Raw genomic sequence first — 12,430 nt, 5'->3', positions numbered from 1 at the left:
CGGCCCGGTGAACGGGGAAGGGGTTTAGCTTTGGCCGATGCGTTGAACCAGCACGGCAAGAACGATGATCGCGCCTTTGATGATCTGTTGCGGATATACAGGCACGCTCATGAGATTCATCACATTGCCGATTAGCCCCAGCACGAGCACGCCGATCACGGTGTTGAGAACCGAGCCCTTCCCGCCGGAGAGCAACGCGCCACCGATCACGCACGTGGCGATGCCGTCGAGTTCCAGGCCGATTCCAGTGATCGGTGTGCCAACACCTGTGCGTGCCGTGAAAACGATGCCGGCGACGGCGCTCAGTGCACCGGAAATCACGTAGACGCAGAACTTGTAACCGCGCTCGGAAATACCTGCCAGCCGCACGGCGGTTTCATTGCTGCCCGTCGCGACGACCATACGTCCAAATGTGGTGTAGATCATCAAGAAGTGGAACAGCAGCGCGACGACCACGCCGAGTACGACCGGCCACGGCACGTTGATCCAGGGGGCGCTTCCGCTGCCGAATTCATTGAGCCATTCAGCCGCCGGCAGATCGAGCGGCAGCATTGTCGGCTGGCCGTTCGACATCATGTATGTGATTCCGCGTGCGATGGTCATCATGGCAAGCGTCACGATGAATGGCGCGAGCCCGAAGGCGGTCACCAGTACCCCGTTGAACGCTCCGAAGAGCGCACCGAGCATCACGGCCAGCGCGACCGCGAGGAGGAGCCCGGGCGTGCCGCCGAACGGCATCGACGGGACCAGCATGGCGACCAGCAGGCCGCCGGCTGCTGCAATCGACCCCACCGACAGGTCGATGCCGCCCGTATTGATCACGAGTAACATGCCGAGGCTGACGAACAACAGGGGTGTCAATTGCCGGAGCAGGTTATAGAGGTTTTCCTGGCTCAGAAACGCGGGTGACATGACGCTCGATACAACGAACAGCACGATCAGCATGATCAACGCGTTATGGCGCACCAGGCCGCGGAGGAGCGGGACATCGGTGCGCTGCGTTTGCATGATTCCTTCCATTACTTGACTCCCATGGCCAGCGATATCAGCGACTTTTCGTTGATGGCGGGGCCGCTGAGTTCGCCCGCAATACGGCCTGCACGCATGACGAGCACGCGGTCGCACAGACCGATGATCTCCGGCATATCGGAGGAGACCACGATGAGGGCGACGCCGGCGCGTGCAAGATCGTTGATGACGTGATAGATCTCGATCTTGGCGCCGATATCGACGCCCCGCGTCGGCTCGTCAAGGATCAATACTCGGCAGCCGTTCGAGAGCCACTTCATCAGCGCGACTTTCTGCTGATTGCCGCCCGAGAGCGTCGATACGTCGACCTCGGTGTCGCGCGCCTTCACCCGCAGCTGTTTGATCAGTTCACGCGTACGCACGCGCTCGGCGCGATGATCGAGAATGCAGAGCAGGCGCGCGAGCGTGTTGCGCGGTGTCATCATCGCGTTTGCGCGGATCGGCATGTTCAGGAGCACGCCTTGCTGTTTGCGGTCCTCGGGGAGCATTCCGATACCGCTTTCGATGCCGTGGCGGGGGCGCTTCAGCTTTGCGATCGGACGACCGTCGACCCGTATTTGGCCGCTGCTCCTGCGGTCCGCGCCGAAGATCGCGCGCATCGTCTCCGTTCGGCCTGCGCCGACGAGGCCGCTGAAGCCCAGCACCTCACCCGCGCGCACGTGAAACGAGACGTCGCGCACGCGTTCGCCTGCGCATAGGCCGCTTATTTCCAGCCGCGTATCGCCGATGCACGTGTCGCGCTTCGGAAAGAGATCCTGCAGCTCGCGGCCCACCATCAGCTGAACGAGACGGCTTTCGTCGATGTCGGCAATGCGTACCGTGCTAACGAAGGCGCCGTCCTTGAGCACGGTGGCGCTGTCGCATAGCCGGAAGATTTCTTCCAGTCGGTGCGAGATGTAAATGATGCATACGCCATCGCGTTTCAGCCGTTCGATCAGGGCGAACAGGCGCGCGGTTTCGCGCGCCGTCAGCACCGCGGTCGGTTCGTCGAATACGAGAACGCGCGACGTACGCGAAAGCGCCTTGCAGATCTCGACGATCTGCTGCTCGGCGACCGACAACGTTGATACGGGGCGCGACACGTCCAGTTCACCGAAGCCGAGCGCAGCAAGTTGTTCGCGGGCGCGCGCCTTCAGTTTCGCCCAGCGGATGATCGACGTGCCTGCACCGAGGTCGTGGAGAAAGATGTTCTCCGCGACTGAAAGATGCTTTGCGAGCGAGAATTCCTGATGAATGACGGAGATCCCGTGTGCCTGTGCGGCGTGCGGGCTGTCGATCGCAAGTTGGCGACCATCCAGCAGGATCTCTCCTTCGTCAGGCGTGTGCGCACCCGCCAGTATTTTCATGAGCGTCGATTTGCCCGCTCCGTTTTCGCCCATCAGCGCGTGCACCTGACCGCCGTGCGCCTCCAGGCTGACGTTGCGTAGCGCCTGTACGCCGCCGAAGTGCTTGCTGATGTTGCGCATGACCAGATGGTTGCTCATCGTCTCCTCTGTGATCCTGTTTGCGTTCGGCGAGGCCCATCACGGCTTCAAAGCGAACGAACGTTCTTGTGCTGAATTTTCTATACATGATGCATCATATATCCGTGACCGGCCGACTTAGATGGGTATTTGCCCTAAGTGGCGAAGCCTACCGGCGGGATGGTTGTTGTTCTATGATGATGCATCATATATTATCGTTAGGCGGGTTGTAGCGATATGTCGTTCAACGAGGCTGCGCCCGTTCAATAAACACCAGAACCAGACACTGGAGACACCCTTGACATACGACTACATCGTGATCGGAGGCGGTTCGGCGGGCAGCGCTGTGACCGGCCGACTGATCGAGGCCGGCGCGAACGTTTTGTTGTTGGAGGCGGGGCCGCGCGACAGGAATCCACTTGTGCACATTCCCGCGGGTTTCACGAGACTGCTGTCGACGGATCTGCTGTATCACTACGAAACCGAGCCGCAAACAGGGCTCGACGCCCGGCCGCGCATCGTGCCGCAAGGCCGGGTGTTGGGCGGCGGCAGCTCCGTGAACGCGCTCATCTATATCCGCGGGCAACAGGAGGACTACGACGAATGGGCTCGTCTGGGCAACTGCGGATGGTCTTACGACGAGGTGTTGCCGTACTTCAAGCGCGCAGAGGACAACGAGCGACTCAACGACCGGTATCACGGCGTTGGCGGGCCGCTTGGCGTTTCCGATCTCACGCAGCGATGTGAGTTGTCGACGGCGTTCGTGCGTGCCGCGCAGCAGGCCGGCATTCCTTTTACGCACGACTTCAACGGCGCGCGACAGAACGGCGTAGGCTTCAATCAGATCACGACACGCGATAAGAGGCGGTGCAGCGCAGCCGTGGCTTATCTGCGTAAAGCCGAGGCGAGCGGACGTTTGACCATCCGTACCGGCGTGCGCGTGGACCGAATTTTGATCGAGGCGGGGCGCGCGGTCGGTGTGGAATACGTCAGCAACGGCGAGGTCGTTCGCGAGAAGGGCTGCAAGGAGGTGATCCTGTCGGCAGGCGCCGTACAGTCGCCCCGCCTGCTGTTGCTTTCGGGAATCGGTGCGACGGACGAACTTGCACGGCATGGCATCGAGACCGTGCAGGATCTGCCGGGTGTCGGCGCGAACCTGCAGGATCATATCGAGTTTCCGGCGGTGTCCTACTGCACCGGAAATTACGGCTATTACGGCCAGGACAGCTTCGCCAATACGCTGAAGAACGGGTTGCAATATTTGCTGTTCAAGAGCGGCCCCGTCACATCGAACGTGACCGAAGCCTGCGCGTTCGTCAATGTCGATGCGCCGGAAGAGCGTCCCAACATCCAGATGCACTTCGTGCCGATCGTGTTTCTCGACCTGGATCAGGACCACGTGAAGTCGGCCGGCGCGACGATTAATCCGTGCGTGCTACGTCCGCAAAGCCGCGGCGAGATTCGCCTGCGGAGCGCGGATCCGGGCGCCGCGCCGTGGATCGATCCGAAGTACTTCCAGCACGCCGAGGACCGCCGCCTCGCTGTAGCCGGCCTGAAAAAGGCGCGCGAGATTCTCGCGCAACCGGCTTTGCGCACTTATACGAGCGAGGAGGCGCTGCCGGGCGCGAGCGTCGCAACCGACGCCTCGCTGATGGACTACATCCGCAAGCGCGCGAAAACCGTCTATCACCCGGTCGGCACGTGCAGGATGGGCGTGGACGGGCACGCAGTGGTTGATCCGGAATTGCGCGTGCGCGGCATCGACGGATTGCGCGTGATCGATGCCTCGGTCATGCCGAACCTCGTCTCGGGCAATACGAACGCCGCTTCCATCATGATCGGCGAGAAGGGCGCGGACTACGCGCTCGGCAAGACGGCCCTCAACAGCGCAGCACTCGACACGGTGGTGTAGCGATGTCGGACGATAGCGTGATGATCGGCACGAACCACACGACGGATACGATGGGCGCCTGGACCTGGCAGATCGCCGGCGCGCCTTCTGCGCTCGCCTGGCGGCGGGCCGCGCGGCCCGTGCCGGGGCCTGGAGAAGTACTCGTGCGAAACCGCGCCGCAGGGCTGAATCCTGTTGACTGGAAGTTCATCGGTTGGGGGGCGCCGGCATGGCGGCCGGGCCACATACCCGGCGTTGACGGGGCGGGAGAGGTGGTCTCGGTAGGCGCGGGCATACAACAGGAATGGCTCGGCGTGCGCGTGACCTACCACCAGTCGCTCGCGCGCGACGGGAGTTTTGCGGAGTACACCGTGGTGCCGGCACGGGCACTGTTGCGCTTACCGCCGGGCCTGAGCTTTGCCGAGGCCGCGGCGTTGCCTTGCCCAATGCTGACTGCGTGGCAAGCCATGCAAAAAGTGCCGCACCGGGCCGGGGGCGAGGCACTGATAACGGGTGCCGGTGGCGCGGTCGGCACGCTGTTGGTTCAGCTCGCCGTGCGGGCGCGCTGGAGCGTGTCGGTCATATGCAACTCACGCCATTTCGAGCGCATGGCGCGTCTTGGCGCTTCGACGTGTCTGTTGCCGGACATCGGAAGCAGTGCCTTTTCATCGCGTCGGCCGTTCGACGCCGTGTTTGACACGGTGAGCGGTCAGCATGCCGCCCGACTTGCCCGCTTCATCACCGTGAACGGCCATCTCGTCTGCATTCAGGACCGTCTGGAGGCATCGCCGGTCGCGCCGTTCACGACGGCGATCTCGTTGCACGAAGTGGCCCTCAATGCACTGCACACACACGGGTCGGCCGCGCATTGGCGCACCCTGGTCGACGCGGGAGAGCGTCTGCTCACAGACGTGCTGCATCGTGCACTGGCGCCGCTGCCGATCGAGCCGATGTCGCTGTCGCGCTTGCCCGAGGCACTGGAATCGTTGAAATCCCATACCGGGCACGGCCGGCCCGTCGCCGTATTCGACTAAGCCCAGTGCGCGTGCCGCAAGCTCCGACATCGGCGCCGCCTGTTGTGGCGATGGAGCGTGATGTATCATGCATGAAAACATTTTCCGTCCCGTTATCAGAATGAAGCCACTCGCCCGTGTCGAAAAGAGCAATCTCTCGTCACGCATCTACGAAGAGATCCGCTCCCGATTAATGAACGGTCAGTACGCGCCTGGCGACCGGTTGCGTATCAACGACCTTGCCGAAAAACTTGGCACGAGCATCACGCCGGTGCGCGAGGCGATTTTCCGCCTGGTCAGCGAACAGGCCCTGGAAATGACCGCGGCGACCTCGATCGTGGTGCCGGTGCTCGATGCCGATACCGTTGCGGAGATTCAGCTCATGCGGCGCCTGCTTGAGGGTGCGGCGGCGGAACAGGCGGCGCAGCGCATTACCCCAAAGGAAATCCGCCACCTGAGCCTGACACACGACGAATTCATCGAGGCAGTTGCCGCGAGCCCTTCAGAGGCCGCGGAGCGCAATCGTGACTTCCATTTCGAATTGATGGCGGCAGCCAGGATGCCCACGCTCAGCGCGACCGTGGAAACCATGTGGGTCCGGATGGGGCCGCTGCTGCACACGTTTCATTCGCATCTGCCGCGGCGCGAGATATCGAATCGTTCGCATCCTCACTATCGCGTGCTGGCCGCGCTGCGCAAGGGGGATCCCGAAGGGGCATCGCAAGCGATCCAGGAAGATATCGAATGGGGCCAGCGCGTGCTGCTTGAATGGATGGCAGAGCGGGAGCGTGGCGAAGTCGCGGCTTCGTAACCAGCCGACACGCGATTCGATTGCAATGCCGCCCACGCGGGTAGTACATGCACGCGGCGGCATAGCGCCGCCGCCCATTGTTACTGCTCCGTCACGCGATGCTGAATCCGCCGTCGATCGGAAGGACGACCCCCGTGATGTACTCCGCATCGGCCGAGCAAAGGAATTTCACGCCCTTGGCGACATCCGCAGGCTGCCCCCAGCGCCCGAGCGGCAGACGCGCGCGAATTGAACCGCTGCGCTCGGGGTTGTTCAGCGCTCCGGCAGAGAGTCGCGTTTCGATCCAGCCCGGCGCCACTGCATTGACGCGCACCCCGCGATCCGCGAACGCAGCGGCGTGCGCGCGCGTCAAGCCAACGACACCGGCCTTGCTTGCCGTATAGGCAGGATTACGGGCCGAGCCGAAAAAGCTCCACATCGATGCGATGTTGACGACGCAGCCGCGCACCGCGGAAAGCTTGTCGAGCGCGACTTCGGTCGTGAGCTGGCAGGCGTTCAGATTGACGTCGACCACTTTTCTAAAACCCGCTGAATCGAACTCCGCGCGATCGTGGAGGATGATTCCGGCGGCATTGACGAGCACGTGAAGCTGCGCCAGATCGCCGAACGCATCGCGGACTTCAGCGGCTGACGTCACGTCGACTCGCCGGAACTCGATCGCCGGATCTAGATCCTCGTCCACGTCCTTTCCGACGGACACGGGGCGCAGACCCGCGCGCAAGAACTCCTCGGCGATCGCACGGCCGATACCGGTGCCGCCACCCGTTACTACAGCAACTTTCGTCATGGACTTTCCTCCTGTGAAATTGAGATATATGATGCATCATATTCCCGGATGCGGGCGCGCACAAGCGTACGGACCGATCACGGCAGAGGAGGAGAAAAGTCACGGGCATCTTTGGATGTGATGCAGCAAATGTGATGACGGTAAGACTGAACCACGTTCTTAATTCAACAACTGGAGACTCAAATGACCAATGCGAAGCGGTTCTACATTGCGGGCAACTGGCAAGCGCCTGAATCGAGCGCGCATATCGAAGTGGAAAACCCGGCGGACGAATCGATCATCGAGACGATTGCCGCAGCTTCCGCGTCCGACGTCGATCGCGCGGTAGCCGCCGCAAAAGCTGCGTTCGGCGAATTTTCACGAACCGCCGTCGAACAGCGGGAGCGGTGGCTCGTCAAACTGCTGTCGATCTACAATCGTCGCTACGACGAGATGGCGCGCGTCATCTCGCTCGAGATGGGTGCGCCGATCGATTTCGCTGTAGCGGCTCAGGCCCGAACCGGGCAAGGGCACATTGAAGCTGGGATCAACGCCCTGCGGACGTTTCGCTTCCAGCAGGCAGTCTCCGGCGGGACAGTAGTTCGTGAGCCTGTTGGCGTGTGTGCATTGATTACGCCGTGGAACTGGCCCATCAACCAGATTGCGTGCAAGGTGGTGCCCGCCCTTGCAACCGGGTGCACGATGGTGCTCAAGCCGAGCGAGGTCACGCCGCTGAGCGCGCTGCTGTGGGCCGAAATGATCGAAGAACTCGATTTGCCGCCTGGCGTGTTCAACATGATCAACGGCGACGGTGCGACTGCGGGCGCGGCGCTTGTGGCGCATCCTGACGTCGACATGATTTCGTTTACGGGTTCGACCCGCGCGGGCAGCGCGATCGGCGCGGTGGGTGCGCAAATGATCAAACGGGTAACCCAGGAACTGGGCGGCAAATCGCCGAACATCATTCTCGAAGGCGCGGATCTGCGTCCGGCCGTCGAGAGAGGCGTGCGTCATTGCATGGCTAATAGCGGACAGTCTTGCAACGCCCCGACACGCATGCTCGTGCCCGAGAGCGAATACGCGGCGGCTGTCGAAATCGCTCGTGAGGTGACCAACAGCATTCAGGTCGGTCGTCCTGAGCAGCACGGCAGCCATATCGGCCCTGTTGCATCGCACGCTCAGTTCGAAAAGGTCCGCGCTCTCATCCGGGCGGGGATCGATGAAGGCGCTACGCTCGTCGCCGGCGGGCCGGATGCGCCGGCTGGTCTCGAGCGCGGCTACTATGTCAAACCGACGGTGTTCGCCGATGTGCATAACGATATGCGTATCGCGCGTGAGGAAATCTTCGGCCCCGTTTTGACGATGATCCCGTATCGGAGTCTCGACGAAGCCATCTCCATTGCGAATGACACGCCGTACGGACTTGCGGCCTATCTGCAGGGCGATGCGGAATTGGCACGATCCGTAGCAAGCGAACTGCGTGCCGGTATGGTGAGTCTCAACGGCGCCGATCAGTCTTTCGATGCGCCGTTTGGCGGCTATAAGCAGTCGGGGAACGGGCGCGAGTGGGGGGCGTTCGGTTTCGAGGATTACCTGGAAACGAAGGTCATCAACGCGGTCGGATGAAATGCCAGGTCGATGCTCGTGAACGTGTGAGGACGAGGTTCAGCCAGCCTGGCTATATTGAGATTCGTGGAGCTCCGGAGCGATATCGATGATGCCGGGCGTCCGCATGCAGAGATGCCCGCGCACATCCGGACAGTTAGGTAGACGATGCCGGCTGGATTTGAACCGTATGGATTTCCTGGACGGTGGCGAGCGTAGTGTCCGGCCTTTCATGAGCCTTCGGTCGTAGGCCGAAGGCAGTATTGCCGGGTGAATTCGCACGGCGTGTGATCCGCGAGCGCCATGTGAGGTCGGACTCGTTGTAGTCATTTCTGAGATGAGCGGTATGCAGTCGTCTCAGAAGCGTTGTCCAACCGCCTGATTTTTCGAGGGGCTCAAAGACAACTTTTCTGCGAGCCCACAGCTGTTGTTGTCTCGGAGAAAAGATGTCCGCGGTCTCAATGAGTTATCTTTGAATATAAGTCCATGATTTCAAGATGACAAAGCGTTTCAGAGCAAGCCATGTCGACGGAGCCACCACGCATTGAATAATCAACGAGGGTCTCCCAGGTACTCGGATGTGGATGAATTCACGAGACGGGACGCATATTTTTGCCCACATCCAGCCGTATCTCTTCCTGGCGACATGTACCCTTGCCCATCCAAAACTGGTGAACTGAAATGATTTTCTATGCAAAAAGCAAGGATGGCATCGCGGACTTTCTGAGGTACTTCCCGTCGCATCCGGCTGCGGCGCTATGGATTCGATACGGCGTCGTGACCGACGACTTCTGTCAAGATCTTCGCGCGAAAGGGGGCAACGTGACGGTCTTCACTGCACCGGAATCGCTGCCGGACATTGAACAAGACGCTTGTAATATCGATACGATCGCAATGCATCATCCGGGCGCGTCTATTTGGGTTGAGGCAATACCATCTGATGGATAGCAGCGGTTTCGTCGGCTAACTCCTCAACCAAACTCCCGCGACGTCGTCGGCAGTGCCCCGAGTAGTTCGGCTCTGTCGACGCGCTTGCTCGCGATCAGATGCCGTACCTTTCCCCCTGTTTGCCAAACGCCGTAGACGGCGAACATCGCGGCGCCGAGCGCTTCCTTCCGAAATTTCTCCAGCAGACCGGGCGAGAGGATCACGTTGACCTGCCCCGTCTCATCTTCGAGCGTCATGAACAGCACGCCGTTGGCCGTTCCCGGCCACTGCCGTACCGTGACCAATCCGCACGCGCGCGAGAGCGGTCCGCTGCGCAACGTCGCCGGTTGCCGGCCGACTGCAGGCGATCGAGCGCGAGGCGGTCGCGCAGCAGCGCCGGCGGATGCCTGCCGAGCGTGAAGCCCATCGCACGATAGTCGGTCGCGATCTCTTTGCCCTCTGATGCTTGAGGCAATGCCGGCACGGCGTCATCGCGCGCGGTGCCGCGCAGCCGATCTCGATCAGGCACCGCAGCCGCGTCGAGCCAAAGTGACCCTGAACCAGCATGAGTCCCGGTCGGAAGCGGAAATAGAAAAATCGAAACGACAATCGCGCACGCGCGATATGCGGCGTCGCACGCGACGAGCCCGCTGACGCACTTTGCGGCGCGACGGCCGAGGCCCATATGCAGGAATTCGAACAGGCTCAGTCCAAATTCGCATTCTGTTTGTGATGGGAATTACGGCTGAATAAGTTCGCGACATACCGCGCTTTTCGCCACGATCGGCGAATCGCAATCAGGATGGGTGCGCTTGAATCCGCACCCTGGTCCTCCGGTACCGGTGGTCCCGGTCGCCTCGCGATCGGGATGAATCCAATCACATCCGCGCACGAGGATACCGTCATGGCATCGATTCCCGAACCGTCGACAACGGGCGAAACCGACAAACGCAGCTGGCTCGAATCGCACGAAGCCGGCTACCACAAGACCCTCGGCAATCGACAGGTGCAGATGATCGCGATCGGCGGGGCGATCGGCACCGGTTTGTTCCTCGGCGCGGGCGGCCGTCTGCAGGCCGCCGGACCGGCGCTCGCGATCGTCTATCTGGTGTGCGGCGCGTTCTCGTTCCTGATCCTGCGCGCGCTCGGCGAACTCGTGATGCATCGCCCCAGCAGCGGCAGCTTCGTGTCGTACGCGCGAGAATTCCTCGGCGAGAAGGCTTCGTTCGTCGCGGGCTGGATGTACTTCCTGAACTGGGCGATGACCGGCATCGTCGACATCACCGCCGTCGCGCTGTACATGCATTACTGGGCGCCGTTCGCGGCCGTGCCGCAGTGGATCTTCGCGCTCGTCGCGCTCTGCATCGTCGCGACGATGAACCTGATCGGCGTGAAGTGGTTCGCCGAGATGGAGTTCTGGTTCGCGCTGATCAAGGTCGCCGCGATCGTGCTGTTTCTCGCGATCGGCTCGGTGATCCTCGGCACGGGCGTGCCGGTCGCCGGCCATGACACCGGCATGCATCTGATCACCGACAACGGCGGCTTCTTTCCGCACGGACTGATGCCGGCGCTGGTGCTGGTGCAGGGCGTGGTGTTCGCGTTCGCGGGCGTCGAGCTGGTCGGCACGGCCGCCGGCGAATGCAAGGACGCGCGCAAGGTGCTGCCGCGCGCGATCAACAACGTGATCTGGCGCATCGCGATCTTCTATGTCGCGTCGGTGGTTCTGCTGGTCTGCCTGCTGCCATGGAGCGCGTACAAGGCGGGCCAGAGCCCGTTCGTCACGTTCTTCGGCGCGCTCGGCGTGCCGGGCATCGGCTCGGTGATGAACCTGGTGGTGCTGACGGCGGCGCTGTCGAGCCTCAACTCGGGCCTGTATTCGACCGGACGCGTGTTGCGTTCGCTGTCGATGGGCGGCTCGGCCCCGGCGTTCCTCGGCCGAATGAGCGCGCAATCCGTGCCGTACGCGGGCATTCTGGTGACGGTCGCGATCTACGTGGTCGGCGTGCTGCTCAATTATCTCGTGCCGTCGAGCGTGTTCGAGATCGTGCTGAATATCGCGTCGCTCGGCATCATCAGCACGTGGGGCTTCATCGTCGTGTGCCAGATGAAGTTCCGCGCCGCGGTCAGGCGCGGCGAGGTGGAAGACGTGCCGTTCAGGATGCCGGGCGCCCCCGTCACATCGTGGCTCACGCTGCTGTTCCTGCTCGGCGTGCTGGTGCTGATGGCATTCGACTACCCGAACGGGACGTGGACGATCGCGTCGATCCCGCTGGTCGCACTGCTGCTCGTAGCCGGCTGGAAGTGGTTGAGCAGCCGCGCGCGCCGTGGGTTGCTCAAGCCGACGATTCCGTCGGTCACGCTGACACAGCAAGTGCTCGAGAAGGGCGACAACTAAGCCGACGCGCAATCGGGGGACGGCCTGCGGCCCGAAGCAGGCCGCCTCGCAGAAAAAGAGAAAATTCAATGGCATCGTTTGACGAAATGCTTGCAGGCGATCAGGTTCGCCCGCCCTACTCGCGAGTCAAGGCATGGCTCGACACGCAGAACCCTGCAAGCCTCGCCCAGAAGGCCCACGACGCGGAAGGCGTGTTCCGCAGGACTGGCATCACGTTCGCCGTGTACGGCGACGCGCAGGCCGCCGAGCGCCTGATTCCGTTCGACATCGTGCCGCGCATCATCTCGGGCGCGGAATGGAGCCGGCTGTCGCTCGGCATCGAGCAGCGCGTGATGGCGCTCAACGCGTTCCTCGACGACATCTATCACCGCCAGGAAATCGTGCGCGCCGGCATCGTGCCGAAGCATCTGATCGCGCACAACGAGGCGTTCATCCCGGAGATGATCGATTTCCGGCCGCCCGGGAACGTTTACACGCACATCATCGGCGTCGACATCGTGCGCACCGCCGAGAACCAGTTCTACGTGCTG

General features: G+C 62.1%; 10 protein-coding genes and 1 pseudogene. 7 read left to right on the top strand and 4 right to left on the bottom strand.

Translation table 11 applies throughout. From position 1 onward, the window contains the following. Positions 1–24 precede the first annotated feature (24 nt). On the bottom strand, positions 25–1,020 hold the full coding sequence (locus tag U4Y91_RS34255) for an ABC transporter permease (RefSeq protein ID WP_321808784.1): 996 nt from the start codon (positions 1,018–1,020) through the stop codon (positions 25–27). Continuing rightward, positions 1,020–2,513, bottom strand: coding sequence for a sugar ABC transporter ATP-binding protein (locus tag U4Y91_RS34250; RefSeq protein WP_321808783.1), 1,494 nt, complete (start codon positions 2,511–2,513; stop codon positions 1,020–1,022). Before U4Y91_RS34250 ends, U4Y91_RS34255 begins: the two co-directional genes overlap by 1 nt. Positions 2,514–2,790: 277 nt before the next feature. Here U4Y91_RS34250 and U4Y91_RS34245 point away from each other — a divergent pair, with 277 nt between their 5' ends. The 3 genes from U4Y91_RS34245 (at position 2,791) to U4Y91_RS34235 (ending at position 6,207) form a co-directional block, all read left to right on the top strand. After that, a complete protein-coding gene (locus tag U4Y91_RS34245) occupies positions 2,791–4,404 on the top strand; it encodes a GMC family oxidoreductase (RefSeq protein WP_321808782.1) in 1,614 nt (537 codons plus the stop codon). Between the two features lie 20 nt (positions 4,405–4,424). Continuing rightward, positions 4,425–5,417 carry a zinc-binding dehydrogenase gene (locus U4Y91_RS34240; protein ID WP_321808781.1) on the top strand — a complete coding sequence of 331 codons (993 nt, stop codon included), beginning with the start codon at positions 4,425–4,427 and terminating at the stop codon, positions 5,415–5,417. 67 nt (positions 5,418–5,484) lie between these two features. After that, entirely contained in the window at positions 5,485–6,207 is a 723-nt protein-coding gene (locus U4Y91_RS34235; RefSeq protein WP_321808780.1) for a GntR family transcriptional regulator, read from the top strand. A 91-nt stretch (positions 6,208–6,298) separates the two neighbouring features. Here the strand turns inward: U4Y91_RS34235 and U4Y91_RS34230 are convergent, their stop codons facing one another. Further along, the gene (locus tag U4Y91_RS34230) at positions 6,299–6,994 is read right to left on the bottom strand and encodes an SDR family oxidoreductase (RefSeq protein WP_321808779.1); all 696 of its coding nucleotides are present in this window, start codon (positions 6,992–6,994) and stop codon (positions 6,299–6,301) included. A gap of 183 nt (positions 6,995–7,177) precedes the next feature. Between U4Y91_RS34230 and U4Y91_RS34225 the strand changes: the two genes are divergently transcribed. Both U4Y91_RS34225 and U4Y91_RS34220 read left to right on the top strand, forming a co-directional pair. Beyond that, positions 7,178–8,599 carry an aldehyde dehydrogenase family protein gene (locus tag U4Y91_RS34225; protein ID WP_321808778.1) on the top strand — a complete coding sequence of 474 codons (1,422 nt, stop codon included), beginning with the start codon at positions 7,178–7,180 and terminating at the stop codon, positions 8,597–8,599. 660 nt (positions 8,600–9,259) lie between these two features. Beyond that, positions 9,260–9,526 (top strand): hypothetical protein, encoded by a 267-nt coding sequence (locus U4Y91_RS34220; protein ID WP_321808777.1) that lies wholly within the window; start codon positions 9,260–9,262, stop codon positions 9,524–9,526. 23 nt (positions 9,527–9,549) lie between these two features. On the opposite strand, the pseudogene U4Y91_RS34215 reads toward U4Y91_RS34220, so the two are convergent. Beyond that, positions 9,550–10,058 (bottom strand): annotated as a pseudogene (locus U4Y91_RS34215) (error-prone DNA polymerase); the annotation flags it as partial. 351 nt (positions 10,059–10,409) lie between these two features. Here U4Y91_RS34215 and ansP point away from each other — a divergent pair. Both ansP and U4Y91_RS34205 read left to right on the top strand, forming a co-directional pair. Continuing rightward, positions 10,410–11,900, top strand: a complete 1,491-nt coding sequence (gene ansP, locus U4Y91_RS34210) for an L-asparagine permease (protein ID WP_321808776.1) — start codon at positions 10,410–10,412, stop codon at positions 11,898–11,900. A 68-nt stretch (positions 11,901–11,968) separates the two neighbouring features. Then, a partial coding sequence (locus U4Y91_RS34205; protein WP_321808775.1) for a circularly permuted type 2 ATP-grasp protein occupies positions 11,969–12,430 on the top strand: 462 nt, incomplete at its 3' end.

The sequence above is a fragment of the Burkholderia sp. BCC1993 genome, from assembly GCF_905339865.1.
Classification (GTDB): domain Bacteria; phylum Pseudomonadota; class Gammaproteobacteria; order Burkholderiales; family Burkholderiaceae; genus Burkholderia.
Note: the sequence above shows the minus strand (reverse complement) of the source record. Positions and strands in the feature narration are given on the sequence as shown.